Here is a 26,697-nt window from a genome sequence, read left to right as displayed (position 1 = left end):
TCCGTTGGGCGAAGCGACCCACATGACAGTGGAATTCTACTTCCACTTTGTGGAAACGTCCAAGCGTGCCGTCCGGCGCGGGCGGGTCTTGACGGGCGTCCATCGGAAGTGAAGACTTCTTCAACAGTTCGTTGAATTTCTGGCCCGTCGAAGCAGATTCGGCGTGCGCCTGCGTTGATGCATGTGAGGGGAGCTGGTGTCCGACGTGGACGGGACCGTGGACGTGAACCTGGTGCTGCGCTCGACGCGCGTCGTCACCCCGGAGGGCACGCGCGCCGCGACGGTCGCCGTCGCCCACGGGAAGATCGCGGCGGTGGGGCCGTACGACGCCGAGGTCCCGGCAGGCGCCCGTCTGGAGGACTTCGGCGACGACGCGCTGCTGCCCGGCCTCGTCGACACCCACGTCCATGTGAACGACCCCGGCCGCACCGCCTGGGAGGGCTTCTGGACCGCCACCCGCGCGGCCGCGGCCGGCGGCATCACGACCCTGCTCGACATGCCGCTCAACTCGCTCCCGCCGACGACCACCGTCGAGCACCTGCGCACCAAGCAGGACGTCGCCCGCCCGAAGGCCCACGTCGACACCGGCTTCTGGGGCGGTGCGATCCCGGACAACGTCAAGGACCTGCGGCCGCTGCACGACGCCGGCGTCTTCGGCTTCAAATGCTTCCTGTCGCCCTCGGGCGTCGAGGAGTTCCCCGAGCTCGACCAGGAGCAGCTCGCCCGTTCCATGGCCGAGATCGCCGGCTTCGGCGGCCTGCTCATCGTGCACGCCGAGGACCCGCACCACCTGGCCTCGGCCCCCCGGCGCAGCGGCCCGAAGTACGCCGACTTCCTCGCCTCCCGGCCGCGCGACGCCGAGAACACCGCGATCCAGGGCCTGATCGCCCACGCCGAGCGGCTGAACGCGCGGGTGCACGTACTGCACCTGTCCTCCAGCGACGCGCTGCCGCTGATCGCCGCCGCCAGGCGCAGGGGCGTGGCGGTCTCCGTCGAGTCCTGCCCCCACTTCCTCACCCTCACCGCGGAGGAAGTCCCCGACGGCGCCACCGAGTTCAAGTGCTGCCCGCCGATCCGGGAGGCCGCCAACCAGGACCTGCTCTGGCAGGGCCTCGCCGACGGTGTCATCGACTGCATCGTCTCCGACCACTCCCCGTGCACCACCGACCTCAAGACCCCGGATTTCGCATCCGCGTGGGGCGGCATCTCCTCGCTCCAGCTGGGCCTGCCCGCCATCTGGACCGAGGCCCGCAAGCGCGGCCACACCCTCGACGACGTCGTCCGCTGGATGTCCTTCGCCCCCGCGAAGCTGGCGGGCCTGAGCGACAAGGGCGCCATCGAGGCCGGCCGCGACGCCGACTTCGCGGTCCTCGCCCCCGACGAGACGTTCACCGTCGACCCCGCCGAACTGCACCACCGCAACCAGGTGACCGCCTATGCGGGCAAGACCCTGCACGGCGTCGTCCGGTCGACGTGGCTGCGCGGCGAGCGGATCGTGGAGAACGGCAACCTGGCCGAGCCGACGGGCCGGCTGCTCGAAAGGAACAACTGAAACCGTGTCCTCTTCCTCCCTTCCTTCCTACACCGGTGACGCCAGTCCGTACGGCGGCGGCGACCCGTACGCCGACTACCGCACCCCCGGACCGTCGGGGTTCTCCTTCACCCGGTACGCCGACCTCGCCGACCGCCGTCTCGGCGCCGGTGTCATCGCCGCCAACGACGAGTTCTTCGCCGAGCGCGAGAACCTGCTGAAGCCCGAGGCCGCCGAGTTCGACCCCGAGCACTTCGGCCACAAGGGCAAGATCATGGACGGCTGGGAGACCCGGCGCCGCCGCGGTGTCTCCGCCGAGCAGCCCCACCCCACCGACGAGGACCACGACTGGGCGCTCATACGCCTCGGCGCTCCCGGCGTCGTACGCGGCATCGTCGTCGACACCGCCCACTTCCGCGGCAACTACCCGCAGGCCGTGTCCGTCGAGGGCACCTCGGTCGCCGGGTCCCCCTCGCCCGAGGAACTGCTCTCCGGAGACGTGAAGTGGACGACGCTCGTCCCGCGCACGGCCGTCGGAGGCCACGCCGCGAACGGCTTCGCCGTCGACGCCGAGCAGCGCTTCACACACCTGCGCGTCAACCAGCACCCCGACGGCGGCATCGCCCGCCTGCGCGTGTACGGCGAGGTCGCACCGGACCCGGCGTGGCTCGCCGCGCTCTCCACGTTCGACCTCGTCGCGCTGGAGAACGGCGGGCAGGTCGAGGACGCGTCCGACCGCTTCTACTCGCCGGCCACCAACACCATCCAGCCCGGCCGTTCCCGCAAGATGGACGACGGCTGGGAGACCCGCCGCCGCCGCGACAAGGGCAACGACTGGATCCGCTACCAGCTCGTGGAGCAGTCCGAGATCCGCGCCGTCGAGATCGACACCGCCTACCTCAAGGGCAACAGCGCCGGCTGGGCCGCCCTGTCCGTGCGCGACGGCGAGAGCGGCGAATGGCGCGAGGTACTGCCGCGCACCCGCCTGCAGCCCGACACCAACCACCGCTTCGTCCTGGACGCCCCGGCGGTCGGCACCCACGCCCGCATCGACATCTACCCCGACGGCGGCATCTCCCGCCTGCGCCTGTTCGGTTCCCTGACCGACCAGGGCGCGGCCCGGCTGGCCGCCCGCCACCAGGAGCTCGGCGGCTGACGGTCCGCCGAGGGGCGGGCAGGCACGACACCCTCCCCGCCCCCGCGCGCGGGGCGCACCGGCCGACAGCAACGGTGCGCCCCGCACGCACGCCTGGCGCGGCGTGTCACGCCGGCGCCCGGGGCCACGCCGAGCCCCATGGCGTCCGTACGCAAAGCACTGCCCCATGGGTATTCCGGTCGGTATACTCCCCGGCATGGACACCACGATCAAGGTCGACTCCAGAACGCGCGACCGGCTCGCGGCCGTCGCACGGGCCCAGGGGACGACGATGCGGTCCCTGCTCGCGGAGTTCGCCGAGTCCACGCTCACGCCGGAAGAGCTGAAGGAGCGTGCCGAGCGCACGCGCGCTTTTCTGGAGACGGAGTTCGGGCATCGCGTGGACGAGGCGGAGTCCGGTGACCTGCGAGCCAGGATGCGCGCGGCCCAGGCGGCCCACCGTGACGCCCTGCGAGCGGCCGGTATCGGTGACATCGCGTGAACCTGGACCACTTCGTGCTCGACACGGAGACCCTCCTGGCGCTCGGCGGCAACAAGCAGGTGTCCGGCCTGATCCACATCGCCGCAGGTGACGGATCCGTGAGGCTCTGGGTCCCGATCGTCAGCGCCCTGGAGGCCGAGCGGCAGCGGCCCGGAGTCATCGACTGCGTCGGGATCCTCGACACGCTGCACACTCTGGACGCCGACTACGAGTGCGCGCACGCGTTGGCGCAGTTGCATGCGGGCGGTGTCCCCTTCGGAGTCGCGGCCGCGGTACACGCCGCCCGTCCGACGATCAGCCGCCCCGAAGGAGCGCTGGTGGCGACCGTCGTTCCTGACGCGTACGACGGACTCGGAGTGCCGGTGATGGACCTCAACCGCTGACGGACGCACCGAGAAGGGCGGCCGATGAGTTTTCGGTCCCTGTGCGGTCTGCCCTGATGACCGAGACCACCGGCTCCGAAAGCGCAGGCACCGTCATGGCAAAGCTCAGCCTCACCCAGTTCGTCTCCCTCGACGGCGTCTACCAGGCCCCCGGCGGCCCCGACGAGGACCGCCGCGGCGGCTTCGACCAGGGCGGCTGGAGCGTGCCGTACGGGGACGAGGACTTCGGCCGGTTCGTCGACGAGGTCTTCGAGCGGCCCACCGCCTTCCTGCTCGGCCGCCGGACGTACGAGATCTTCGCCGGCTACTGGCCCCTGCAGACCGACCCCGCCAACCCGATCGCGTCGAAGCTCAACGCCCTGCCGAAGTACGTCGTCTCGACCACCCTCGACACCGCCGACTGGTCCGGCACGAGCATCATCCGCGGCGACCTGGTCAAGGAGGTCACCGGCCTGAAGGAGCGCACCGAGGGCGAGATCCAGATGCACGGCAGCGGCGCCCTCGCCCGATCGCTCATGGCGCACGACCTCATCGACACGCTCCACCTGCTGAGCTTCCCGGTCGTGCTGGGCAAGGGGCTGCGCCTGTTCGCCGACGGCGCGACGCCCACTGCTTTCCGGCACGTCGACGGGAGGACCACCGGCTCCGGCATCGCCATCCACACCTACGAGCTCGCCGGCCGCCCCGAGTACGGCAGCTACGTCTGAAACATGTAGCACCCACACGTCTCGCCCCGGTACGGTGATCGCTCCGTGAGCGAGCCGCCGACGCCTCCGCCACGCCTGTCCGCCGGAGACGTTGGAGACCCAAGGTGTCGTCGATCGCCCTACCCGCCCCCGCGCTCGCACCACGCCGCGCATGGCTCACCGATCTGCCCGTCCTGCTCGTGGCCGTCGTCTGGGGCGCCAGCTACCTCGCGGCCAAGGGCATCACGACCACGCACACCGTCGTCGCCGTGCTCGTCCTGCGCTTCGTACTCGTCGTACCGGTGCTCGTGGTCGCGGGCCGGCGACGGCTGCGCGCGCTGAGCGCGGCCCAATGGCGCGGGGCCGGACTGCTCGGGCTCGTCCTCAGCGGGATCTTCCTGCTGGAGACGTACGGGGTCGTGCACACCTCGGCCACCAACGCCGGGCTCATCATCAGCCTCACCATGATCTTCACCCCGCTCGCGGAAGCGGCCGTGACCCGGCAGCGGCCCTCACGCTCCTTCGTCGCCGCGGCCGGCGTCTCCGTCGCCGGAGTGGTGCTGCTGACCCAGGGCGGCGGCTTCACCACGCCCTCCGTCGGCGATCTGCTGATGCTGCTCGCCGCTCTCGCGCGCACCGTCCACGTCCTGGCGATGGCCAGGATGAAGGCGGTGCGGGGCGCGGACGCGCTGTCGCTGACCACCGTCCAACTGGGCGGCGCGGTGGCCGTGTTCGCCCTGCTGGCGACCGTCCCGGGCGCGGGGGCCTCGCCGTGGTCCGTGGCGGTCGGCTTCGGACCGGGGGAGTGGGCCGGACTGCTGTTCCTGTCCGTGTTCTGCACCCTGTTCGCGTTCTTCGTGCAGATGTGGGCCGTGCGCCGCACCTCGCCGTCGCGCGTCAGCCTCCTGCTCGGCACCGAGCCGCTGTGGGCCGCGGCGGCCGGCATCGCGATCGGCGGCGAACACCTGGGCGCGCCGGGCCTGCTGGGCGCGGCCCTGGTCCTGACGGGCACGACGTGGGGCCGCCGTGCGGCGGGCGGCGAGGAGCGTTAGGTCCGGCGTGCCCGCAGCCGCCGGCGCCGCCCCGCGGTCGACGCCGGCCGCGGGGCCGCCCGCGCGGCCCGGCCGCCGCCGCCTCAGCGGCACCGGACTATGCGGTCGCCGCACAGGCGCGTGCCGACAGTCAAGGCCACGCGTCGCGGATTCCGGCCGAACCCGGGTTCAACAACCGTGTCCGGATCGCGCTGTCGGCCCATGACGCCGGGCTTCTGGACGAGGACGGTCCGCAGAAGTCGCCGTAGGCTGGGCGAATGACGATCGTTGATCTCGCCGAGTTCGGTGCGGACTTCACGGCGGACCCGTATCCGTACTACGCGCGACTGCGTGAGGCGGGGCCCGTTCATCAGGTGCGGGGCACCGACGGCGGCCTGTTCTGGCTGATCGTCGGCCACGAGGAGGCACGGGCGGCGCTCGCCGACGCGCGGCTGTCCAAGTCGCCGGCCACGGTCGGCGTGACCATGCTCGACGAAGAGGTCATCGGCCCCAACCTGCTGGTGCTCGACCCGCCCGACCACACCCGGCTGCGCAAGCTCGTCGCCCGGGAGTTCACCGGCCGGCGCGTGGAGGCGCTCCGCCCGAGGATCCAGCAGATCACCGACGAACTGATCGACGCGATGCTGCCGGCGGGCCGCGGCGACCTGGTCGACGCGCTCGCCTTCCCGCTGCCGATCATCGTCATCTGCGAGCTGCTCGGCATCCCGGCCGCCGACCGCGACGACTTCCGCAAGTGGTCCAACGCGATCGTCGCCCCCACCAGCGCCGAGGGCGAGTCGGACGCGGTCCACCGGCTGCGCGGCTACCTGGACGAGCTGATCGAGGACAAGCGCTGCGCCGGTCCCGCGGACGACCTGCTCTCCGCCCTGCTGTCCACACGCGCCACGGACGGCGACCGCCTCTCCGCCGCCGAACTGCGCGCACTGGCCTATCTGCTGCTCATCGCCGGACACGAGACCACGGTCAACCTGATCTCCAACGGTATGCGCGCGCTGCTCACCCATCCCGACCAGCTCGCCGCGCTGCGAGCCGACTTCTCGCTCCTCGACGGCGCCGTGGAGGAGATGCTGCGCTACGACGGTCCGGTGGAGAACGCCACCGTCCGCTTCAGCGTCGTCCCCGTCCCGTACGGCGACACGGTCATCCCGCCCGGCGAGACGGTCCTCGTGGGCCTCGCCGCCGGCGACCGGGACCCGGCCCGCTATCCCGAGCCGGACCGCTTCGACATCCGCCGGGACACCCGGGGCCATCTGGCCTTCGGCCACGGCATCCACTTCTGCCTGGGCGCGCCGCTGGCCCGGCTGGAGGCCCGTGTCGCCGTCCGCTCGCTGCTGGAGCGCTGCCCCGACCTCGTCCTCGACGAGTCCTCCGCGTACGAGTGGCTCCCCGGCCTCCTGATGCGCGGGGTCCGCCACCTGCCGGTGCGCTGGTAGGCCGCTGACCGACGGCCCCGGCACCGCGCACACCACACCTGACGATGTGAGAGGAACGCCGTGACCACCGAAGCCGCCACCGTTGATCTCGCCGCGCTCGGCGCGGACTTCACCCGCGATCCCTATCCCGTCTACGCCGCGTTACGCGAGCGGGGCCCCGTCCACCGGGTCCGGCTGCCCGAGGGGCACGAGGCATGGCTCGTCGTCGGTTACGAGGCCGGGCGCGCCGTCCTTGCCGACGACGCCCTGTCCAAGGAGTGGCGCAACGCCGCCCCCGACCTCGGCGCCTCGCAGCTGTCGGCCGGCATCACCATGCTCGGCGCCGACCCGCCCCGGCACACGCGGCTGCGGGGGCTCGTGGCGCGCGAGTTCACCATGCGGCGCGTCGAGCAACTGGCCCCGCGCGTACAGCGGATCACCGACGAACTGCTGGACCGCATGGGACCCACGGGCAGCGCCGACCTCGTCGACACGTTCTGCTTTCCGCTGCCCATCGCCGTCATCTGCGAACTGCTGGGCGTGCCCTTCCTCGACCAGGACTCCTTCCGGCGCTGGTCCAACACCGCTCTGGCCTCGACCGACCGTGCCGAGCGGCAGGCGGCGGCGGGGGAGCTGACACGGTATCTGGACGGGCTGCTCGCCGAGAAGCGCGAGAAGCCCGGCGACGACCTCATGAGCGCGCTCATCCACCGCGCAGACGGGGAGGACGACGACCGGCTCGGCGGGGACGAGCTGATGGGCATGGCGTGGCTGCTGCTGATCGCCGGCCACGAGACGACGGTCAACCTGATCTCCAACGGCGTTCTCGCGCTGCTCACCCACCCTGAGCAACTCGCCGCGTTGCGGGCCGACTTCTCGCTGATGGACGGGGCAGTGGAGGAGATGCTGCGGTACGACGGGCCCGTGGAGACCCCGACGTACCGCTTCACCGTCGAGCCCTACGAGATCGGCGGCACGGTCATCCCCGGTGGGGGACAGCTGGTCCTGGTCGCCCTCGCGGACGCCGACCGGGACCCGGCCCGCTATCCCGAGCCGGACCGCTTCGACATCCGCCGCGACACCCGGGGCCATCTGGCCTTCGGCCACGGCATCCATTACTGCCTGGGGGCGCCGCTGGCGCGGCTGGAGGCCCGTGTCGCCATCCGCTCGCTGCTGGAGCGCTGCCCCGATCTCACCCTCGACGCGCACCCGGCCGCGCTCGCGTGGCGCACGGGCATGCTGATCCGCGGCCCGGAATCCCTCCCGGTCCGCTGGTAACCCCGGGGGCGCTCCCCCCGGGCCCCGGGCCGGTGCGCGACGCGCCCGTCGGGGCTCCGCCCCGAGCCCCGCGCCTCGAACTCGCCCTACGTCCTTCGGGCGGGGGGTGCCCCCAGCGAGGCTGGGTTGCGTGGCGCGCTCGTCGGGGCTCTGCCCCAAGTGCCCCACCCCAATCTCCCCCTACGCCCTTCGGGCGTGGGAGGTGCCCCCCAGCGGGGCTTGATTTCGCGCAGCGTCCGCGTTGGGGCTCCGCCCCGAACCCGCGCCGGTGCCCCCAGCGGGCCGATTTCGCGCCGCGAAATCCGGCCCGTCCGGGCCCCACGCCGCCAGGCCGTAGGAGGCGCTTGAGGACACCGTGCGCAGCGCGGTGCCGGGTCTGGGGCGAAGCCCCAGACCGAGGGGAGGGCCGGGGGGCTCAGCCCGCCGGGATCTCCTCCACCCGCACCGGCCGCCGCTCCCGCCGCGACAGCTCGCACGCCTCCGCCACCCGCAGCGCCGTCAGTGCCTCGCGCCCGTCGCAGGCGTTGTCCGCCTCGCCCTGCACCAGGCGGATGAACGCGTCCAGCTCCGCCTCGTACGCCGGGGCGAACCGCTCCAGGAAGCCCGGCCAGGGGTTGTCCACCGGCGGCAGGCCCTTCGGTTCCGTCGAGCTGATCGGCGTGCGGTCGTCCAGCCCGACCGCGACCTGGTCGAGTTCCCCGGCCAGCTCCATCCGGACGTCGTACCCCGCGCCGTTGCAGCGCGTCGCGGTCGCCGTCGCCAGCGTCCCGTCGTCCAGCGTGAGCAGCGCCGCCGCGGTGTCCACGTCGCCCGCCTCGCGGAACATCGCCGGCCCCGCGTCCGATCCCGCCGCGTACACCTCGACGATCTCGCGGCCCGTCACCCAGCGCAGGATGTCGAAGTCGTGGACGAGACAGTCCCGGTACAGCCCGCCGGACAGCGGCAGGTACGCGGCCGGCGGCGGCGCCGGGTCGGAGGTGATGGCCCGTACGGTGTGCAGCCGGCCGAGCCGGCCCGAGCGCACCAGTTCACGGGCCGCTGTGTACCCCGCGTCGAAGCGGCGCATGAAGCCGAGCTGCAGCTCCGTGCCCGCCTCCTCCACCGCGCGCAGCGCCCGGAGCGTCCCCGGCAGGTCCAGGGCGATCGGCTTCTCGCAGAAGGCGGGGAGTCCCGCACGTGCCGCGCGGGCGATCAGATCGGCGTGCGCGGCCGTGGCCGACGCGATCACCACCGCGTCCACGCCCCAGGTGAAGACCTCGTCGGCGCTGGGTGCCGCGGTGGCGCCGCAGCGGTCCGCCGTCTCCACGGCACGCGCCGCGTCCGTGTCCGCCACGACCAGTGAGCCCACCTCACGATGGCGGCTCAGCACCCCCGCGTGAAAGCTGCCGATACGTCCCGTGCCGATCAGTCCGATGCGCATGGCCCAAAAATGGAGGCGGCACCGCCGCCTGTCAAGCGTTTGTCCTGACAACCGAACCTCACGACTTCCCGTCAACATGGCGTGCGACTACGCTCGCCCACGTGCCCAAGCAGCCCAGTCACGAGTCGGAACCGTCCCTCTCGCTCGCGTTGAGCGTGGACCGCACCAGCCCGGTCCCGCTCTACTTCCAGCTCGCGCAGCAGCTGGAAGCGGCGATCGAGAGGGGGGCGCTGACCCCCGGCACCCTGCTCGGCAACGAGATCGAGCTCGCCGGCCGGCTCGGCCTGTCCCGGCCCACCGTCCGGCAGGCCATCCAGTCCCTGGTCGACAAGGGGCTGCTGGTGCGCCGCCGGGGTGTGGGCACCCAGGTCGTGCACAGCCAGGTCAGGCGCCCGCTGGAGCTCAGCAGCCTCTACGACGACCTGGCGGCGGCCGGTCAGCGGCCGGCCACGGTCGTGCTGACCAACATCGTCGAGCCCGCGAGCGCCCAGGTCGCTGCCGCGCTCGGCGTCGCCGAGGGCAGCGAGGTCCGGTTCGTCGAGCGGCTGCGCTATGCCCACGGAGAGCCGATGGCCCGACTGCGCAATCACCTGCCCGCCGGCTTGCTGGACTGCGACACGGCCGATCTGGAGTCCACCGGGCTGTACCGGCTGATGCGCGCGGCCGGGATCACCCTGCACAGCGCCCGCCAGTCGGTGGGCGCCCGCGCGGCCGACACGGGGGAGGCGGAGCTGCTGGGCGAGGAGGCGGGAGCGCCGCTGCTCACGATGGAGCGCACCACGTTCGACGACACGGGACGCGCGGTCGAGTTCGGGTCGCACGTCTACCGGGCCTCGCGTTACGCCTTCGAGTTCCAGCTCCTGGTCCGTTCCTAGAGGTGTCCGGCGCGGCACGTCGCGTAAGAATGTTCGGACAAAGTCTTGACGGGCTCGCGGGGTCACCGTAGAAACTCACCCAGCCGCAACCCGGCGGCCGGGTAAGGAGGCGGACCCACGATGCGCAGAACCCGCACGGCAGCAGCCCTGCTCGCCGCGAGTGCCCTTGTCGTCGTCGCCGGATGCAGCAGTTCCGGCGGCAAGGAGGGCAACGGGAAGCCCTCCGCCGAGGGGGGCGGCGAGGCCGCGAAGACTCCCCGGATGAAGATCGCCATGGTGACCCACTCGGGCCAGGGCGACACCTTCTGGGACATCGTCCAGAGCGGCGCGAAGGTCGCGGCCCGCAAGGACAACGTCCAGTTCCTCTACGCGGCGAACCCGGAGGGCAAGGAGCAGGCGCAGCTGGTCCAGACGTACATCGACCAGAAGGTCGACGGCATCGTCGTCACCCTCGCCAAACCCGAGGCGGTGAGCGACGTCGTCAGGAAGGCCGTCGCCGCCGGCATCCCCGTCGTCACCATCAACTCGGGCGCAGAGTTCTCCAAGGACCTCGGGACGCTCGGCCACATCGGCCAGGACGAGTCGGTCGCGGGCGAGGCCGTCGGCGAGGAGCTCAACAAGCGCGGCAGGAAGAAGGCGCTCTGCGTCATCCACGAACAGGGCAACGTCTCGCTCGAAGCGCGCTGCGCCGGTGTGAAGAAGACCTTCGAGGGCACGGTCGAGAACCTCAACGTCGAGGGCACCAACATGCCCGCCACCACCTCCTCCATCGAGGCGAAACTGCAGAGCGCCGAGGACATCGACGCCGTCGTCACCCTCGGGGCGCCCTTCGCCGCCGCCTCGGTGAAGGCGAAGGACGGCGCCGGCTCGGACGCGGAGATCAACACCTTCGACCTCAACGCCGACGTGGTGAAGGCGCTCAAGGCCAAGGAGATCGCCTTCGCCGTCGACCAGCAGCCCTACCTCCAGGGGTACCTCGCCGTCGACGGGCTGTGGCTCAACAAGGTCAACCGCAACGTCGTCGGCGGCGGCAAGCCCGTCCTGACCGGTCCCGCGCTCGTCACCGAGAAGGACGTCCCCGCGCTGGAGAAGCTCACCGCAGACGGCACCCGATGACGCGTCCGTGCTCCGCTCCGCCGACGGCCGCGGCGCACCCGATGCCGACCCGCCGACCAGGCGTGACACATACTTGGGCGGCCGGGTCAGGTCGTTTCGGCCCCCGGCCCCACAGGGCAGCGCAGCGAGTACGGCAAGAAGGGCACGGCGTCGTGGCACGGGCAAGGACAGGGGTACGCGCACTGGGCGCGGTGCTCGCAGCGGTACTCGGAGCGACCCTGGTCGGGTGCAGCAGCACCGGCGGCAAGCGCGCCGAGGACGCCCGCAAGGCCGCGCAGAACGCCCGTGGCAAGGCCGCGGTCACGACCCCGCGCTGGACCTTCGCCATGGTCACCCACTCGGGCGACGGCGACACGTTCTGGGACATCGTCCAGAGCGGAGCCAAGGAAGCGGCCGCCAAGGACAACATCAACTTCCTCTACGCCCACAGCGACGAGGGCCAGCAGCAGGCGCAGCTCGTCGACTCGTACATCTCCAAGAAGGTCGACGCGCTGATCGTCACCCTCGCCAAGCCCGACGCCATGAAGGGGGCCGTCGCCAAGGCCCGCAAGGCCGGCATCCCCGTGATCACGGTGAACTCCGGATCCGAGCAGTCCAAGGCGTTCGGCGCCCTGACCCACATCGGCCAGGACGAGTCCGTCGCCGGCGAGGCCGTCGGCGAGGAGCTCGACGCGCGGGGGAAGAAGAAGGCACTGTGCGTCCTGCACGAGCAGGGCAACGTCGGTCATGAGCAGCGCTGCGCCGGGGCGGCGAAGACCTTCGGCGGCCGGATGCAGAACCTGTACGTCGACGGCACCAACATGCCCGACGTCCAGGCGTCCATCGAGGCCAAGCTGCAGGCCGACCGGTCCATCGACGCGGTCGTCACCCTCGGCGCGCCGTTCGCCGACGCCGCGGTCCAGGCGAGGAAGAGCGCCGGGTCCGAGGCCGAGATCGACACGTTCGACCTCAACTCCAAGGTCGCGGCCGGCCTGAAGGACGGCAGCCTCGGCTTCGCGGTGGACCAGCAGCCCTACCTCCAGGGCTACGAGGCCGTCGACCTGCTGTGGCTGTACAAGTACAACGCCGATGTCCTCGGCGGCGGCCGGCCGGTGCTGACGGGGCCGCAGATCATCACCGAGAAGGACGCCGCCGAGCTCGCGGAATACACCGATCGGGGGACCCGATGAGCGCGACCGCACCACCCGCCACACCCGGCAGGGCGCCGGAGGGAACCGACGAGCGGCTGCTGCGCACCTCCCCGCTGCGCAGGCTGATGGGCCGGCCGGAGCTGGGCTCGGTCGTCGGCGCGGTGGCCGTCTTCGTCTTCTTCTCCGTCTTCGCCGACTCCTTCCTGAAGGCGTCCAGCTTCTCCACCGTCCTGTACGCCGCGTCGACGCTCGGCATCATGGCCGTGCCGGTCGCGCTGCTGATGATCGGCGGCGAGTTCGACCTGTCGGCCGGCGTCCTGGTCACCACCTCGGCACTCGTCTCCTCGATGTTCAGCTATCAGATGACCGCGAACGTCTGGGTGGGCGTGGGCGTCTCCCTGCTGGTCACGCTCGCCGTGGGGGCCTTCAACGGCTTCATGCTGACCCGGACGAAACTGCCGAGCTTCATCATCACGCTCGGTACGTTCCTGATGCTCACCGGTCTCAACCTGGGCTTCACCAAGCTGATCAGCGGCACCGTGTCGACGAAGACGATCGGTGACATGGAGGGCTTCGACTCGGCCAGGAAGCTGTTCGCCTCCGAGCTCACCCTCGGCGACGTGACGCTCAAGGTCACCATCCTGTGGTGGTTCGTCCTGGTCGCCCTCGCCACCTGGATCCTGCTGCGCACCCGCTTCGGCAACTGGATCTTCGCGGTGGGCGGCGGTGCGGACGCGGCCCGCGCGGTCGGCGTCCCGGTCGACCGGACCAGGATCGGGCTGTACACGGGGGTCGCCTTCGCCGCCTGGGTCTCGGGCCAGCACCTGCTGTTCTCGTTCGACGTGGTGCAGTCCGGCGAAGGCGTGGGCAACGAGCTGACGTACATCATCGCGGCCGTCATCGGCGGCTGTCTGATCACCGGCGGCTACGGATCAGCGGTCGGCTCCGCGGTCGGCGCGTTCATCTTCGGCATGACGAGCAAGGGCATCGTCTACGCCGAGTGGAATCCGGACTGGTTCAAGTTCTTCCTCGGAGCGATGCTCCTTCTCGCCACCCTGCTCAACGCATGGGTGCGCAAGCGTGCGGAGGCGACCTCATGAGCGCACTGGTGGAGCTCGACGGCATCAGCAAGTACTACGGCAACATCCGCGCCCTCGAAGGCGTCTCGCTCGAGGTCCACGCGGGGCAGATCACCTGCGTCCTCGGTGACAACGGCGCGGGCAAGTCCACCCTCATCAAGATCATCGCCGGGCTGCACCGGCACGACGCCGGCACCTTCTCGATCGAGGGCGGGACCACCACGCTGAACTCCCCGCGCGAGGCGCTGGACCGCGGTATCGCCACCGTCTACCAGGACCTGGCGGTCGTCCCGCTGATGCCGGTGTGGCGCAACTTCTTCCTCGGCTCCGAGCCGACGAAGGGCACGGGCCCCTTCAAGCGCCTCGACGTGCGGACGATGCGCGAGACGACCCGGTCGGAGCTGCTGCGCATGGGCATCGACCTGCGGGACGTCGACCAGCCGATCGGCACGCTGTCCGGCGGCGAGCGCCAGTGCGTGGCGATCGCCCGCGCCGTCTACTTCGGCGCCAAGGTGCTGGTGCTGGACGAGCCGACCGCCGCGCTCGGTGTGAAGCAGTCGGGTGTGGTGCTCAAGTACGTGGCCGCGGCACGCGATGCGGGCCTCGGCGTGGTGCTGATCACCCACAACCCGCATCACGCCTATCTCGTCGGTGACCGTTTCGTCCTGCTCAAGCGCGGCGTCATGGCGGCGAGCCACACCAAGGACTCGGTCACGCTCGACGAACTCACCCGCCAGATGGCTGGGGGCAGCGAGCTGGAGGACCTGCGCCACGAGCTGGAGCGCGCACCCGCCCCGGCACACATCGGCGGCCATGACGTCAAGGAGCCGCCCGCCGCCGGCCAGGGCCGTGACCGGCAGGCACGCCGGGCAGGGCACTAGCATCGAGGGCGGCGGGCGCCGCCCGCCCCGGGACCGGGGTCCGGGTCCGGACCGCCACGACGAACCGCAGGGACGACTTGAGCACGTACCGCGACTTCACGCAGCGAGGCGCCGTCCTCAAGACCGTCGGTCCGCGCGAGCGGCGCTCCCACCTCAGCGCACCCCGGGTGCCGACCGTCGGCATCGACATCGGCGGCACCAAGGTGATGGCCGGGGTCGTCGACGCCGACGGCGTCATCCTGGAGAAGGTCCGCACCGAGACCCCGGACAAGTCCAAGAGCCCCAAGGTGGTCGAGGACACGATCTGCGAGCTGGTCCTCGACCTCTCCGACCGCCACGACGTCCACGCGGTCGGCATCGGCGCCGCCGGCTGGGTCGACGCCGACCGCTCCAAGGTCCTGTTCGCTCCCCACCTGGCCTGGCGCAACGAGCCCCTGCGCGACGCGCTGTCCGCCCGCCTCGCCGTCCCCGTCCTCGTCGACAACGACGCCAACACGGCCGCCTGGGCCGAGTGGCGCTTCGGCGCGGGCCGCGGCGAGGACCACCTCGTCATGATCACCCTCGGCACCGGCATCGGCGGCGCCATCCTGGAGGACGGTCAGGTAAAGCGCGGCAAGTACGGGGTCGCCGGTGAGTTCGGCCACATGCAGGTCGTGCCCGGCGGCCACCGCTGCCCGTGCGGCAACCGCGGCTGCTGGGAGCAGTACAGCTCAGGGAACGCACTGGTGCGCGAGGCCAGGGAACTCGCCGCGGCCGACTCCCCGGTGGCGTACAACATCATCGACCGGGTCGGCGGCAACGTCCAGGACATCACCGGGCCGCTGATCACCGAACTGGCCCGCGAGGGCGACGCCATGTGCGTCGAACTGTTCCAGGACATCGGCCAGTGGCTCGGCGTCGGCATCGCCAATCTCGCCGCCGCGCTCGACCCCTCCTGCTTCGTGATCGGCGGCGGTGTCAGCGCCGCCGACGACCTGCTCATCGGCCCCGCGCGGGACGCCTTCCGCCGCCACCTCACGGGCCGCGGCTACCGGCCGGAGGCGCGCATCGCCAAGGCCCAGCTCGGACCCGAGGCGGGTATGGTCGGTGCGGCCGACCTGGCTCGCCTGGTCGCACGCCGCTTCCGCCGGGCGAACCGACGCCGGGTGGAGCGGCACGAACGATACGAGCGCTACGCGCAGGCCCTGCGCAGTCCGAGCTCCGTCCGTCCCACCCAGGAACCGCCGTCATGACCTCCACGCTGACCCGACAGTCCATCCCGCCGGCCCCCGAGGGCCGGCGGCACATGCTGGTGCGCCGCTGGCTGACCGCGATCACCATCGTGCTGCTCGTCGGCATCCCGGCCGGCTACCTCGTGATCTCCGCCGAGCAGAGCCGCGCCAGCGGCCGGGACAAGGAGGCCGAGTCCTCGGCCACCGGCCTGCGCGACAAGTGGCCCTCGCTGATGAAGCGCCGCATCTTCGAGGTGCCGATCCCGGAGGGCTCCTGGCGCGTCGGCTACTACGAGACCAGCAACTGGAAGACCAGCCGGCTGTACGTGCAGTTCCGCACGACCCCTGACGGGCTGGACACGTTCCTGAAGGGCGTCGGCACCAGCCGGGACGCCCTTAGGGACGGCAAGGTGACCATCAGCGACCGCGACAGCGAGGTCGCCGGCTGGAACTTCCGCCTGAAGGGCCGCGCCTGGGCGGGCACCACGCACCCCAACAAGGACCCGCGCCCGACCCAGGACATCACCGTCGACCTCACGGAACCGGCCAAGCCCTGGGTGTACGTCGTGTCCACCGCGACGCCGTAGGGGATCCACCGGCGCCCGCCTCCCCTGCGCCGATCCCCACCGGGATTCCGCACGGTGTTCACATCACGGACCCGAGATGGCCGTAAGTGGCCGTTCAGGACGACCCCCTGACCGGATGGGGTCGTTCCACTCATTACCGTGGGGCGCGTGAGTGAGACGCAGACGCCCCCGAAGACCCTGCAGTACCGGATCGACGGTCCCGACGACGCCCCCGTGCTCATCCTCGGCCCCTCGCTGGGCACCACCTGGCACAGGTCATAACGACCGTCCAGGATCGTCCACCGGATCCAAGACAGGCGCTTAATACCAGGTCAGGGCCTTAACGTCTGGGGGAGTCCGCACAGTCTGTGAGACCTGCGTGAGAGCGCGTGAGACGACGAAGCCCCGCCGGATTCTCCGGCGGGGCTTCTGCGCGCGGTGGGCTACGTCGGCGTGCGGCGTCCGGCACGGGCACCGTTGTACTCCGGCTCTCCGCTGTCGAGTACGCGGAGCAGGGACGCGGTGACGACACGTGTCCCACGGCCAATGCGCAGTACGCGGCACGGGAACTCCCCGCGACGAATCAGTTCGTAGCCCTTCGCCCGCGAGAACCCGAACGCCCTGGAAGCGTCCTCCACGCTCCCGGTTCCGCCCCACGTGGAGCGGATGTGCGTAGGGCTGTACTGGGCGCCCTGTTGCACTTGGGCGACGTTCTCGGCGGCCACGGTGGCCGCTGTCACGCTCACGCGGCGGCTCCCTCAAGGGTGACCAGGTGTGAGGCGCAGAACGTACGGCACCTCTTGGTCCCGCGCGTCGTCTCGTGCACCACAACCACCGGCGTCCGGCCCGGCTCGCGACCTCGTTCCCCAGGCTGCTCCGCGTCGACGGACGGGACCTGCACGTCACCGACCTCGACGCCGACGACGGCACCCTGGTGGTGGACCTGGTCGCGGTCTTCGAAGAGTTCCTGCCGCGAGGCACTGTCACCCAGCCCACGTGGCCAGGTGAGATGCTGAAGGACTACTGGAGGGACGCCGCCGAGCGCTGACTGGGGGCATCTTCCGACCGGCGGCACTGCGAGTCGCGTCGAGCGCCATGGACTCGCCGCAGGTTCGGCCTGTCACATGGGTCGATGCCCTCGTCACCCCTGCGGTCGGGCCTGCTTGATCTACTCGCGGAACCTGCGCCTGGTCCTTGAGCCGTCGGCGCTCGTCCGGGGCGGTCGCGCGCTCCGCCGGCCTCCTGCAGGTTCTGCACGATTTGGGGAAAGCGGGCCACCCCAGCGAAGCAACGCCCCCGGGGCGGGCGCCTCCCGAGCGGTCACCGCCGTTATTCTTCCCTGGTCCGTGGAGCCGCTGGCCGGCTGCGAACGCGCTGAGCACGGTTCAGCTAGAGGTCCGGGTCGTTGAGGAGCCGTATCTGGCGGCCCTGCACAGAGGCGGATACGCCGCCTACACGGCCGAGTCGGACGCTTTATGCCGGCATCGGCAGACAGAGGCTCCCGGTCTGACGCTTGCCACATATACGGGGTAGGGGTATACATGACGAGGTCGCCCTGAATACCCCTCAGGGGTATTGCTCGCTTTTTGGGAGGGAATCTCATGTCCTGCTGCTCCACCGACGGAAGCTGCTCCACCGGCGCGGCCGCGAGTGCCCCTGCCGAAGGCCGGAGCACCATCTACAACGTCTCCGGGATGACCTGCGGCCACTGCAAGGCCACGCTCACCAAGGAGATCGGCGCTCTCGGCGGCGTGCTGTCCGTCGAGGTCGACCTGGGCGCCGGTCAGGTCACCGTCACCACATCCGCCGAGCCCGACGACGCGTTGCTCGCCAAGGTCGTCGACGACGCCGGATACGAGCTGACCGGCCGGGCTGCCTGACGCGCCTGCCCCGCTCTGCCGCCGGCCCCGCATACGGGTCCGGCGGCAGAGCGGTCTCGAGGCGCTGGAGACCGTCGACCAGAGGTTCAGATGCACGAGTTCGTCTATACCGGCAGCGATGACTGTAGCCTGCACGCAGCTGTCCTCGGCTGTGGGCTGGCCCTGATCCTGCTGCACGGCGGCGGCGCCGACTGCCAGAGCCTGCTGCCCGTGGCGCACCGTCTCGCGGACACGTACACCGTGGTCCTGCCGCACGTGCGCGGTTATGGACGCTCCGTGTGTGTGGACCCTGCGCGCCACACCTGGGCGCAGTACGTCGACGATGTCGGCGTGCTCATGGATCACCTCGGCCTTCGGCAGGCGGCGCTCGGAGGCAGCGGTCTCGGAGGCACCATCACCTTGCGCGCGGCCCTGGCCTATCCGCAACGCCTGCGGGCCGCCGTTGTGATCAGCGTCGAAGGCATCGAGGACGACGAGGGCAACGAAGCAGAGGCGGCCATGCTCGAAAGCTTCGCCATACGCGTGATCACGGGCGGTGTCGAAGCGGCTTGGGCGCCGTTCCTGCCCCATCTGGCGCCTGTCATCGGCCCTCGTACGGGACGCCATACCCCGGTCGGACCCCGAGAGCATCGCCGCTGCCTGTGCCATCGGTCGCGACCGCGCCTTCCGGAGTGTCGACGACCTCTGTTCGGCCGAGGTGCCGACGCAGATCATGCCGGGCGTCGATGTGCGGCATCCCGCGGCCCTGGCGGCTGCAGTTGCTCGCACGCTGCCCTGCGGACATCTGGCGGAGGTCGGTCTGTCCGCCGACATGCGCACCGCCGATGACCTGGCGCGGGCTGTGTCACCGGCCATCTGGGACTTCCTCACGGAACACCTCACCATCCACGGAGGCACCACCTCCAGTCGATGGACCTGACCCGCTATGCCTGGTGCTTCGGCAGCCAGGATGAGAGTCCCAGGGGCCCACTTTGGAGCCGCTTACCGCTCGGCGGAAGGAAGACGGGGCCATGCGTCGGCTGAGGGATCTCCAGGCGGAGATCATGGACCGCCTCTGGACGTGGAACCGTCCGGCTGCGGTCCGCGAGGTCGTGGATGACATCGACAAGTACCGGCCTGTTGCCTACAGCACCGTCATGACTGTCACCAGCATCCTTCTCGGCAAGGGCCGGCTGGTGCGCATCAAGCAGGGACGGGCCTGGCTCTACACCCCGGTCCGCCGCGAGGCGTACGCCGGGCGCTGAGCCGGTCGATGTCCGGCCATCGCTCTCCCGTTGCTTCGAGGATCGAGGGGGACCTCTTGCTCTCCCATACCCCTTGGGGGTATGTTATGGTGCGCTTCACAGGTACCCCCCAGGGGTATAGACAAAGGGGAGGCAGGATCATGTCGACGCCAACGGTCGATCCGCGGCGGTGGTGGGCACTCGCAGTGCTCGCGGCCGCGCAGTTCATGGTGATCATGGACACGTCCATCATCGGTGTGGCGCTGCCCGAGATGCAGAAGGATCTGGGCTTCTCGCAGGGCGAGCTCCAGTGGGTGTTCAACGCCTACGTCATCGCCTTCGGCGGTCTGCTGCTGCTCGGCGGGCGCCTGTCGGACCTTCTCGGGGCGCGCAAGGTCTTCAACGCCGGCTGGGTTGTCATGATTGCCGGTTCGGTCGTCGCGGCGGCTGCCCAGACGGCCTGGGTCGAGGTCGTGGGCCGCGCCGTGCAGGGAGTGGGCGGCGCACTCATCGCCCCCGCCGCGATGACGCTGCTGATGATGCTCTTCGGGCACAACCCGAAGGAACTCGGCAAGGCGATGGCGCTCTACGGAGCCGCGGCACCCGCCGGCGGCACGGCGGGCGTGTTCCTCGGAGGTGTGTTCACCGAGTGGCTGAGCTGGCCGTGGGTGTTCATCATCTATGTGCCCATCGGCCTGGCCACCCTGGCCGCCACGAAGCTGCTGCCCGCCGTCGAGGGCCGCCGCGGCTCCGTCGACATCCTGGGCGCCGTCGCCGTCACCGCCGGTCTGGCGCTCGCCGTGTTCGCCGTCGTCCGGGCGCCCGAGGCCGGATGGGGCTCGACCGGCACGATCCTGCAACTGGTCGGCGCCGCCGCCCTGCTGACGCTGTTCTTCGTGATCCAGAAGTCGGTTCGCACGCCGCTCATGCCGCTCGGCATCTGGCGTGTTCCGCGCCTCGGCTCGGCCAACCTGGCCATGACGCTGCTCGGTGCCGCGTGGATCCCGATGTGGTACTTCCTCAACCTGTACCTGCAGCAGGTCCTCGGCTACGGCGCCTTCGCCTCCGGAGCCGCGCTGCTGCCCATGACGGTGCTCCTCATGATCTTCATGACGGCGATCACGGCCCGGCTGCTGGCGAGGTTCGGGGCCAAGCCCCTGATCGCCGGCGGTCTGTTCGTCCTCGCGGCCGGACTCGTATGGCTGTCGGCCGTGGAGCCGACCGGCACCTTCCTGGTCGACGTCCTGCCCGCCTCGCTCGTCGCCGCGCTGGGCATGTCACTGGCCTACATCCCCGCGATGATGGCTGCCCTGTCCGGAGCGCCGCAGGAGCAGGCCGGCCTCGCGTCGGGCATCGTCAACACCACCTACAACGTCGGCTCCGCACTGGGCCTCGCCGCGCTGACCGCGCTCGCCATGTCCCAGGGCGCCGGGGAACTCGGCAACCTGCCCGCCCTCACCGACGGCTTCAGTGCCGCGTTCATCGCCGCCGCCGCGATCGCCGCGATCGGGGGTCTGATCACCCTGCTCGTGATGCGGAGTGACAAGTCGGCCGCGGCTGCCGCCCAGGCCGCCCCTGCCGCGCACGGTGAGCAGGTCGGCGTATAGCCGATGGGCTGCCGTGCAGCCAGGGGAGTGGAGAGGTCCGACACCAGGGGCCGCCCGATGTCTCACCGCAGGCATCGGGCGGCCCCTTTTCCCGTTTGGCGTGATCAACCCCGAGAGGACAGTGGACATGGACATACGAACACGAGCAGTGCACGTAGCGAACGAACCCTTCGATGAGGGCAGTTGGCCGCTGAGCGTGCCCATCGTGCAGTCGTCGTCCTTCGGCTTCGATTCGGCGGAGGCCTTGGCGGACGCCATGGCCGGCCCGGACGGCCCGTACGTGTACACGCGGCGGGGCAACCCCACGGTGCGGGCGATGGAGCGGACTGTCGCCGGACTCGAGGGTGGTACCGCCGCCATCGCCTTCGCCTCCGGCATGGGGGCCATCAGCGGGGTGCTGATCGCCCTGCTCAAACCCGGCGACCACGTGCTGACGCAACGCTGCCTCTACGGCGGGACCTTCTCGGTCCTCTCCGATCTCGCCCAGCGATTCGGCGTCGAGGTCGACTATGTGCAGGGCGACGACGCTGCCGAGGTGGAGGCTCTCGTTCGACCGACGACGCGTCTGCTGTTCCTGGAGACGATTGCCAACCCGACCGGCCAGGTACCGGACCTTGCTGCGCTGCTGTCACTCGCGCGACTCCACGGCGTCCTGAGCGTCGTGGACAACTCCCTTGCCTCGCCGGTGCTGTGTCGGCCGATCGAGTACGGAGCCGACATCGTCGTGCACTCCACAACGAAGTACCTGGCCGGGCACTCGGACGTACTCGGCGGTGTCGCCGTCTTCGCGGAAGAGGAACTGCACCGTCGGGTGTGGACGCGCACCGTCGAGCTGGGCGCCACACCGGATCCGTTCGCGGCATGGCTGACTCTGCGCGGCCTGCCCACGCTTCCGCTGCGGATGCGCCAGCACTGCTCCAATGCCGAAACCGTAGCGGAGCGCCTCGAACGGCACCCCGCCGTCAGCGCGGTGCACTGGCCGTGGCTCGCGTCGCACCCCTCGCACGAAGTGGCGCGGAAGGTGATGAGTGGGGGAGGGGGCATGGTCACCTGCGAACTGAGTGGCGGTCGTGAAGCGGGCCGGGCCTTCATCGAGAAGGTGCGGCTGGCCCGCCTCGCCCTGTCCCTCGGCGGCGTCGAGACCCTCGTCGCACATCCCGCCTCCACCTCCCATCGGGAGCTCGACAGCCGCGCCCTGGCCGCAGCCGGCGTGACACCAGGCGCTGTGCGCATCTCCGTGGGCATCGAGCACATCGATGACCTGTGGGCGGACATCGAGCAGGCGCTGGACGCCACCTGAGTGTCCAGCAGGCGCGAATCCGTCATAGATTTGGATTGACAAAATAAATGAGCGATTCGTAGATTGGGGGTGGCTCAGAAATCACACTTCCGGCTCAAGGGGGGCGCGGCATGCGCTACTTCGAGGACTTCCGCACCGGTGACGTCCATCAACTGGGCACCGTCACCGTCACCGAAGAGGAGGTGCTGGAGTTCGCCCGGCGCTTCGACCCGCAACCGTTCCACATCGACGCCGAGCTGGCGAAGCAGTCGCCCTTCGGAGGGCTCATCGCCAGCGGTTTCCACACCGCCTCGCTCTTCATGCGGCGGTACGTCGACGGACTGCTCGCCTACAGCGCCTGCGCTGGTTCACCCGGCATCGACGAGATCCGGTTCCACCGCCCCGTACGGCCCGGTGACGTGCTCACCGCCCGCCTGGAGGTACTCGGCTCGCGTCCCTCGCTCATGAGTCCCACCACCGGCATCGTCCAGCCCCGCTGCGAGCTGGTGGCCCAAGACGGGACGGTCGTGTTCAGCATGATCCTGCACAGCATCTTCCGGCGGCGCCCTGCCGACTCCTCCGCCGCAACCCCCGCGTCGATGCCCGCGGCGGAGGACCCGGTCCCCTGTGCACAAGCCGGCTGAACACGACCGTCCGCTCATTCCACACAGTGAAGGGGGCCTTTCGTGGAGGCCGTATCCCGCACCGCCCAGTGGACCGCCGCTGCGCGTGCCCTGGAAACCGAGCGCGAGGACCGGCTGTTCGCCGATCCCTACGCGCGTACCGTTGCCGACGCCATCGGCTTCGAACTGCTGGACCGGTACGCGGGCGCAGGCACCGTGCCGTTCCTGGCCATCCGCACCACCTACCTGGACCGCGCCATCGGCCGAGCCGTCGAGGACCAGGGCATCCGCCAGGTGGTCTTCCTCGCCGCCGGCATGGACACCCGCTTCTACCGGCTCACCTGGCCCGCCGGGGTCACCGTGTACGAGCTCGACCGGCCCGCCCTGCTGCAGGCGAAGGCGGAGATGCTCGCCGGTGAACCCGCGCCGGCTGACCGGGAACGGCGTGCCGTCGCGGTCGACCTCACCCAGGACTGGACCGGCCCGCTGAAGGAGGCCGGCTGGCGATCCGACGAGGCCACCCTCTGGGTCGTGGAGGGCTTGCTGTTCTTCCTCCCCGAAGCCGCCGTCCGTGCTCTGATCACCACCCTCTCCGTGCACAGCGCCCCCGGATCGGTCCTCCTCGGCGACGTCATCAGCCGGGCCGCCCTCCAGAACCCGTTGTCACGGCCGTTCCTCAAGGCGCTCGAAGAGGACGGCAACCCCTGGCTCTTCGGGACCGAGGAGCCCGAGCGGCTGCTCAGCGACTGCGGCTGGTACGTGCGCGAGGTCAAGCAGCCGGGCGAGGAGGGCGCGGACTTCGGACGCTGGCCCTACCCGGTGCCCGCGCGCGAGGTATCCGGTGTGCCCCGCTCCTTCCTGTTCACCTGCGACCTGCCGACCGGCAAGGAGAACGGCTCATGACCGACAACCCGACCACAGAATTCCACCAGCGGATCATCGGCGACGCGGCCGCCGCCGTCCGGGGCCTCAGTGTGGCGCTCGGCGAGCGCCTCGGCCTTTACCGGGCGCTCGCCGAACACGGCCCGCTCACGCCTGCCCAGCTCGCCGAACGCACCGGCACGACCGAGCGGTACGCGGAGGAGTGGCTGCACGCCCAGCTCAGCGCCGAGTACGTCGAACGGCACCCCAGCGCCGGGACGTACGTGCTGCCCGCCGCCCACGCCCCCGTGCTCGCCGACCCCACGGCCGTCACCTATGCGGCCGGGTTCTTCACCGCGCTGAAGGCGCTGTACGCCACCGAGGACCTGCTGGTCGAGGCGTACCGCACCGGCGACGGTGTCGGCTGGGCCGAGCACGACCCGGCTCTCGACACCGGCATGGGCAGCTTCTTCGAGCCCACCTACCAGCACCGGCTGCTGCCCGACTGGCTGCCCGCCCTCCACGACGTCACCGACAAGCTGTCCGCCGGCGGCCGGGTCGCCGATGTGGGATGCGGCGTCGGACACACCACCCTCCTCATCGCCAAGGCGTTCCCCGAGGCGACCGTCTACGGCTTCGACTACTCGGAGGAGGCCATCACCATCGCCCGTCAGCTGGCCGACGACGCGGGCCTTTCCGACCGGGTGGTCTTCGAGACCGCGTCCGCCGACGACTACCCCGGTTCCGGTTACGACCTGGTGACCTTCTTCAACTGCCTGCACGACATGGGCGATCCGGTCGCCGCTGCCCAGCACGTCCACAAGTCCCTCGACAGCGACGGCACCTGGATGCTGGTCGAATCGAACGTGTCACCCGCGGACGTCGACTCCGGCACTCCTGCGGCCCGGATGTTCATGGCGCTCTCCGCGGTCATGTGCCTGCCCGTCGCGGTCGCTCAGCGCGGCCCGCACGCCCTCGGCAACCACTCCGGCGAAAGGGCGTTCCGCGCCATCGCCGAGGAGGCCGGCTTCACCCGCTGGCGGAGGGCCACCGAGACGCCCGTCAACGCCGTGTACGAGGTGCGGCCCTGACGGCCGCACCGTCCCGTCCCAAGCCCGTGCGCAACCGACGTACGAGTCAGGAGAGACCATGGCCGCAACGGCCCTGCCCGTCACCGATCGCTTCCTCGAAGTCCTGGAGAGGCTGAGCGAGAAGTCCATCGAGGACTACTACAACCCCTACCAGCAGTTCCAGTGGCCCGACCGTCTCGACGAGGATCGCATGTGGATGAGCCCCGAGCTGCTCACCCCGTACGGCACCCCCGTCTTCGACGAGCTCGGTGAGGAGACCCTGCGCCGGCTCGCCAAGTGGGAGTCCATCAACTTCTACAGCCTCAACGTGCACGGCATCCGTGAGCTGCTCATCGAGGTGGTCGGCCGTATCCACATGCCGGGCTTCGAGGTCCCCTCGGATTTCTTCCACCACTTCATCGGCGAAGAGAACGAACACATGTGGTTCTTTGCCGAGTTCTGCCGCCGCTATGGCGGGAAGATCTACGGCTCCACTGCGATGCGGGCCGACTCCGTGTGGGAGCCCGAGGTCGAGAACTTCCTCGTCTTCGCGCGCATCCTCTTCTTCGAGGAGCTCGTCGACCACTACAACAGCAGGATGGCGCAGGACGCGGCCCTCTGCGACACCATCCGCGAGGTCAACCGCATCCACCACCAGGACGAGTCCCGCCACATCGCCTTCGGCCGGGAACTGGTCTCCCTGCTGTATCTGCGCATGCGGGACGCGGTGAGCGCCGAGCGGCTCGCCGAGGTGGAGGCGTACCTGAAGCGCTACGTCGTCTTCAGCGTCAACTCCCTCTACAACCCGCACGTCTACCGCGACGCCGGTATTGCCGACCCGCTGGCGCTGCGCACCGCGCTCATCGAGGACGAGCGCCGGCGGGTTCACGAGCGCAAGGCCATCCGCAAGCCGCTCGCCTTCTTCCTGAAGACCGGGATCTTCTCCGACGACACCCTGCCGGTCGTCTGAACCGAGAGGTGGATCGACACCGTGTCCGACACGACGACTCTGACCGCACAGCGGGGCTCCCCCGCTGCATCCACTTCCCCCGGCACTCCGCACGGCCTTCCGTCACTCGGGCCCGAGGGCACCGCGCTGCTCCGGCTGCTCGACGACACCTTCGAGTCCTGGGGCGTCAATGCCGGGGCCCGGGCCATGACCATGCCGCCGTTGCTGCCCGCCGCGGACCTGGCACGCCTGGACTACTACGAGAACTTCCCGCACCAGGCGGTGCTCGCCGCGCCGCTCGACCTCGACCGCCGTGACGAGGCGCAGTTCTGTACAGACACCGGCTGCTTCCCCTGCGACGCCCTGCAGCCGGCAGCCCTTGGCCTGCCCTCCGCCTCCTGCTACGCGGTCTACCTCGACCACGAGGGCCGGCAGCTGACCGAGGACACTCTGGTGACCGTGGTCGGCTGGTGCTTCCGCAAGGAGGAGCGCTACGAGGGCCTGCGCCGCCAACTCGGCTTCCGTATGCGCGAGATCGTGGCCATCGGCGGCCGGGAGCACGCCGAGAACCACCTGTGCACCTTCACCGAGCGGATCACCGCCTTCGCGGAGGCGCTCGACCTTCCGCTGCGCAAGGAGGCGGCCTGCGACCCCTTCTTCGACAAGGGCGGATCCAAGGCGGTCCTCCAGCGCCTGTCGCCCGTCAAGCACGAATTCCTCTACGAGGACCTGGCGATCGCCTCGGTCAACACCCATCGCAACTTCTTCGGCGACCGCTGTTCCATCACCCTCGCCGACACCGGCGGCCCCGCCTTCACCAGCTGCGTCGCTTTCGGTCTCGAACGGTGGCTCTCGGCACTGACCAGGCGGCACGGCGACTGGGCCACCGCCGCCGAAGCCGTCCGTACCGCCGTGGCACGACTCGCGCCGGCCGGGCCGGTGACCTGA

General features: G+C 70.5%; 26 protein-coding genes and 2 pseudogenes. 26 read left to right on the top strand and 2 right to left on the bottom strand.

Features of this window, described 5'->3' with window-relative positions:
- The first annotated feature begins 196 nt into the window (after positions 1 to 196).
- The 8 genes from allB to QFZ82_RS09235 all read left to right on the top strand — a co-directional run bounded on the left by allB (position 197) and on the right by QFZ82_RS09235 (position 7,979).
- Positions 197 to 1,552: an allantoinase AllB gene (gene allB / locus QFZ82_RS09270; protein WP_307712697.1), complete on the top strand. Its 1,356-nt coding sequence runs from the start codon at positions 197 to 199 to the stop codon at positions 1,550 to 1,552.
- A gap of 4 nt (positions 1,553 to 1,556) precedes the next feature.
- Positions 1,557 to 2,687 (top strand): allantoicase, encoded by a 1,131-nt coding sequence (alc, locus tag QFZ82_RS09265; protein WP_307712696.1) that lies wholly within the window; start codon positions 1,557 to 1,559, stop codon positions 2,685 to 2,687.
- A gap of 196 nt (positions 2,688 to 2,883) precedes the next feature.
- Positions 2,884 to 3,168, top strand: coding sequence for a hypothetical protein (locus QFZ82_RS09260; protein ID WP_307712695.1), 285 nt, complete (start codon positions 2,884 to 2,886; stop codon positions 3,166 to 3,168).
- The gene (locus tag QFZ82_RS09255; RefSeq protein WP_307712694.1) at positions 3,165 to 3,551 is read left to right on the top strand and encodes a hypothetical protein; all 387 of its coding nucleotides are present in this window, start codon (positions 3,165 to 3,167) and stop codon (positions 3,549 to 3,551) included. Before QFZ82_RS09260 ends, QFZ82_RS09255 begins: the two co-directional genes overlap by 4 nt.
- A gap of 95 nt (positions 3,552 to 3,646) precedes the next feature.
- Positions 3,647 to 4,258 carry a dihydrofolate reductase family protein gene (locus QFZ82_RS09250; RefSeq protein ID WP_307717669.1) on the top strand — a complete coding sequence of 204 codons (612 nt, stop codon included), beginning with the start codon at positions 3,647 to 3,649 and terminating at the stop codon, positions 4,256 to 4,258.
- Between the two features lie 104 nt (positions 4,259 to 4,362).
- Positions 4,363 to 5,289 carry a DMT family transporter gene (locus tag QFZ82_RS09245; protein ID WP_307712693.1) on the top strand — a complete coding sequence of 309 codons (927 nt, stop codon included), beginning with the start codon at positions 4,363 to 4,365 and terminating at the stop codon, positions 5,287 to 5,289.
- A gap of 257 nt (positions 5,290 to 5,546) precedes the next feature.
- Entirely contained in the window at positions 5,547 to 6,722 is a 1,176-nt protein-coding gene (locus QFZ82_RS09240; protein ID WP_307712692.1) for a cytochrome P450, read from the top strand.
- Between the two features lie 60 nt (positions 6,723 to 6,782).
- Entirely contained in the window at positions 6,783 to 7,979 is a 1,197-nt protein-coding gene (locus tag QFZ82_RS09235; RefSeq protein WP_307712691.1) for a cytochrome P450, read from the top strand.
- Positions 7,980 to 8,394: 415 nt separating this feature from the next.
- Here the strand turns inward: QFZ82_RS09235 and QFZ82_RS09230 are convergent, their stop codons facing one another.
- Positions 8,395 to 9,399 carry a Gfo/Idh/MocA family oxidoreductase gene (locus tag QFZ82_RS09230; protein WP_307712690.1) on the bottom strand — a complete coding sequence of 335 codons (1,005 nt, stop codon included), beginning with the start codon at positions 9,397 to 9,399 and terminating at the stop codon, positions 8,395 to 8,397.
- Positions 9,400 to 9,554: 155 nt separating this feature from the next.
- On the opposite strand from QFZ82_RS09230, the gene QFZ82_RS09225 reads away from it, so the two are divergent.
- The 7 genes from QFZ82_RS09225 (at position 9,555) to QFZ82_RS09195 (ending at position 16,278) form a co-directional block, all read left to right on the top strand.
- Positions 9,555 to 10,274, top strand: a complete 720-nt coding sequence (locus tag QFZ82_RS09225) for a GntR family transcriptional regulator (RefSeq protein WP_307717668.1) — start codon at positions 9,555 to 9,557, stop codon at positions 10,272 to 10,274.
- Between the two features lie 120 nt (positions 10,275 to 10,394).
- Positions 10,395 to 11,390, top strand: coding sequence for a sugar ABC transporter substrate-binding protein (locus QFZ82_RS09220; protein ID WP_307712689.1), 996 nt, complete (start codon positions 10,395 to 10,397; stop codon positions 11,388 to 11,390).
- A gap of 152 nt (positions 11,391 to 11,542) precedes the next feature.
- A complete protein-coding gene (locus QFZ82_RS09215) occupies positions 11,543 to 12,559 on the top strand; it encodes a sugar ABC transporter substrate-binding protein (protein WP_307712688.1) in 1,017 nt (338 codons plus the stop codon).
- Positions 12,556 to 13,620 (top strand): ABC transporter permease, encoded by a 1,065-nt coding sequence (locus QFZ82_RS09210; RefSeq protein ID WP_307712687.1) that lies wholly within the window; start codon positions 12,556 to 12,558, stop codon positions 13,618 to 13,620. Before QFZ82_RS09215 ends, QFZ82_RS09210 begins: the two co-directional genes overlap by 4 nt.
- Positions 13,617 to 14,480, top strand: coding sequence for an ATP-binding cassette domain-containing protein (locus tag QFZ82_RS09205; RefSeq protein WP_307712686.1), 864 nt, complete (start codon positions 13,617 to 13,619; stop codon positions 14,478 to 14,480). Before QFZ82_RS09210 ends, QFZ82_RS09205 begins: the two co-directional genes overlap by 4 nt.
- Before the next feature lie 77 nt (positions 14,481 to 14,557).
- Entirely contained in the window at positions 14,558 to 15,712 is a 1,155-nt protein-coding gene (locus QFZ82_RS09200; RefSeq protein WP_307712685.1) for an ROK family glucokinase, read from the top strand.
- Positions 15,709 to 16,278, top strand: a complete 570-nt coding sequence (locus QFZ82_RS09195; RefSeq protein ID WP_307712684.1) for a hypothetical protein — start codon at positions 15,709 to 15,711, stop codon at positions 16,276 to 16,278. The genes QFZ82_RS09200 and QFZ82_RS09195 overlap by 4 nt, the downstream gene beginning before the upstream one ends.
- A gap of 422 nt (positions 16,279 to 16,700) precedes the next feature.
- On the opposite strand, the gene QFZ82_RS09190 is transcribed toward QFZ82_RS09195, so the two are convergent.
- On the bottom strand, positions 16,701 to 16,925 hold the full coding sequence (locus QFZ82_RS09190; protein ID WP_373429408.1) for a hypothetical protein: 225 nt from the start codon (positions 16,923 to 16,925) through the stop codon (positions 16,701 to 16,703).
- A 125-nt stretch (positions 16,926 to 17,050) separates the two neighbouring features.
- Here QFZ82_RS09190 and QFZ82_RS09185 point away from each other — a divergent pair.
- The 11 genes and pseudogenes from QFZ82_RS09185 to QFZ82_RS09135 all read left to right on the top strand — a co-directional run.
- Positions 17,051 to 17,305 (top strand): annotated as a pseudogene (locus tag QFZ82_RS09185) (S-adenosylmethionine-dependent methyltransferase); the annotation flags it as partial.
- Positions 17,306 to 17,858: 553 nt separating this feature from the next.
- Positions 17,859 to 18,137, top strand: coding sequence for a heavy-metal-associated domain-containing protein (locus QFZ82_RS09180; protein WP_307712682.1), 279 nt, complete (start codon positions 17,859 to 17,861; stop codon positions 18,135 to 18,137).
- Between the two features lie 90 nt (positions 18,138 to 18,227).
- Positions 18,228 to 18,965 carry an alpha/beta fold hydrolase gene (locus QFZ82_RS09175; protein WP_307712681.1) on the top strand — a complete coding sequence of 246 codons (738 nt, stop codon included), beginning with the start codon at positions 18,228 to 18,230 and terminating at the stop codon, positions 18,963 to 18,965.
- 182 nt (positions 18,966 to 19,147) lie between these two features.
- Positions 19,148 to 19,372, top strand: a pseudogene (locus QFZ82_RS09170) (BlaI/MecI/CopY family transcriptional regulator); the annotation flags it as partial.
- Between the two features lie 149 nt (positions 19,373 to 19,521).
- Positions 19,522 to 20,967, top strand: coding sequence for an MFS transporter (locus tag QFZ82_RS09165; RefSeq protein WP_307712680.1), 1,446 nt, complete (start codon positions 19,522 to 19,524; stop codon positions 20,965 to 20,967).
- A 127-nt stretch (positions 20,968 to 21,094) separates the two neighbouring features.
- The gene (locus tag QFZ82_RS09160) at positions 21,095 to 22,267 is read left to right on the top strand and encodes a PLP-dependent aspartate aminotransferase family protein (protein ID WP_307712679.1); all 1,173 of its coding nucleotides are present in this window, start codon (positions 21,095 to 21,097) and stop codon (positions 22,265 to 22,267) included.
- A gap of 110 nt (positions 22,268 to 22,377) precedes the next feature.
- Positions 22,378 to 22,890 carry a MaoC family dehydratase gene (locus QFZ82_RS09155; protein WP_307712678.1) on the top strand — a complete coding sequence of 171 codons (513 nt, stop codon included), beginning with the start codon at positions 22,378 to 22,380 and terminating at the stop codon, positions 22,888 to 22,890.
- 42 nt (positions 22,891 to 22,932) lie between these two features.
- The gene (locus QFZ82_RS09150) at positions 22,933 to 23,772 is read left to right on the top strand and encodes an SAM-dependent methyltransferase (RefSeq protein ID WP_307712677.1); all 840 of its coding nucleotides are present in this window, start codon (positions 22,933 to 22,935) and stop codon (positions 23,770 to 23,772) included.
- Positions 23,769 to 24,821, top strand: a complete 1,053-nt coding sequence (locus QFZ82_RS09145) for a class I SAM-dependent methyltransferase (protein WP_307712676.1) — start codon at positions 23,769 to 23,771, stop codon at positions 24,819 to 24,821. Before QFZ82_RS09150 ends, QFZ82_RS09145 begins: the two co-directional genes overlap by 4 nt.
- 58 nt (positions 24,822 to 24,879) lie before the next feature.
- Positions 24,880 to 25,770, top strand: a complete 891-nt coding sequence (locus QFZ82_RS09140; protein ID WP_307712675.1) for a diiron oxygenase — start codon at positions 24,880 to 24,882, stop codon at positions 25,768 to 25,770.
- 21 nt (positions 25,771 to 25,791) lie between these two features.
- Positions 25,792 to 26,697: a hypothetical protein gene (locus QFZ82_RS09135; protein ID WP_307712674.1), complete on the top strand. Its 906-nt coding sequence runs from the start codon at positions 25,792 to 25,794 to the stop codon at positions 26,695 to 26,697.

Origin of the sequence: Streptomyces sp. V4I23 (genome assembly GCF_030817975.1) — a bacterium.
Classification (GTDB): Bacteria; Actinomycetota; Actinomycetes; order Streptomycetales; family Streptomycetaceae; genus Streptomyces.
Note: the sequence above shows the minus strand (reverse complement) of the source record. Positions and strands in the feature narration are given on the sequence as shown.

Bases quoted from the DNA above. Each gene is read 5' to 3' on its own strand.
- QFZ82_RS09175 (WP_307712681.1), top strand. From the start codon at position 18,228: ATGCACGAGTTCGTCTATACCGGCAGCGATGACTGTAGCCTGCACGCA.
- QFZ82_RS09240 (WP_307712692.1), top strand. From the start codon at position 5,547: ATGACGATCGTTGATCTCGCCGAGTTCGGTGCGGACTTCACGGCGGAC.
- QFZ82_RS09250 (WP_307717669.1), top strand. From the start codon at position 3,647: ATGGCAAAGCTCAGCCTCACCCAGTTCGTCTCCCTCGACGGCGTCTAC.
- QFZ82_RS09145 (WP_307712676.1), top strand. From the start codon at position 23,769: ATGACCGACAACCCGACCACAGAATTCCACCAGCGGATCATCGGCGAC.
- QFZ82_RS09140 (WP_307712675.1), top strand. From the start codon at position 24,880: ATGGCCGCAACGGCCCTGCCCGTCACCGATCGCTTCCTCGAAGTCCTG.
- QFZ82_RS09220 (WP_307712689.1), top strand. From the start codon at position 10,395: ATGCGCAGAACCCGCACGGCAGCAGCCCTGCTCGCCGCGAGTGCCCTT.
- QFZ82_RS09155 (WP_307712678.1), top strand. From the start codon at position 22,378: ATGCGCTACTTCGAGGACTTCCGCACCGGTGACGTCCATCAACTGGGC.
- QFZ82_RS09160 (WP_307712679.1), top strand. From the start codon at position 21,095: ATGGACATACGAACACGAGCAGTGCACGTAGCGAACGAACCCTTCGAT.
- QFZ82_RS09210 (WP_307712687.1), top strand. From the start codon at position 12,556: ATGAGCGCGACCGCACCACCCGCCACACCCGGCAGGGCGCCGGAGGGA.
- QFZ82_RS09230 (WP_307712690.1), bottom strand. From the start codon at position 9,399: ATGCGCATCGGACTGATCGGCACGGGACGTATCGGCAGCTTTCACGCG.
- QFZ82_RS09205 (WP_307712686.1), top strand. From the start codon at position 13,617: ATGAGCGCACTGGTGGAGCTCGACGGCATCAGCAAGTACTACGGCAAC.
- QFZ82_RS09195 (WP_307712684.1), top strand. From the start codon at position 15,709: ATGACCTCCACGCTGACCCGACAGTCCATCCCGCCGGCCCCCGAGGGC.
- QFZ82_RS09260 (WP_307712695.1), top strand. From the start codon at position 2,884: ATGGACACCACGATCAAGGTCGACTCCAGAACGCGCGACCGGCTCGCG.
- QFZ82_RS09165 (WP_307712680.1), top strand. From the start codon at position 19,522: ATGTCGACGCCAACGGTCGATCCGCGGCGGTGGTGGGCACTCGCAGTG.
- QFZ82_RS09180 (WP_307712682.1), top strand. From the start codon at position 17,859: ATGTCCTGCTGCTCCACCGACGGAAGCTGCTCCACCGGCGCGGCCGCG.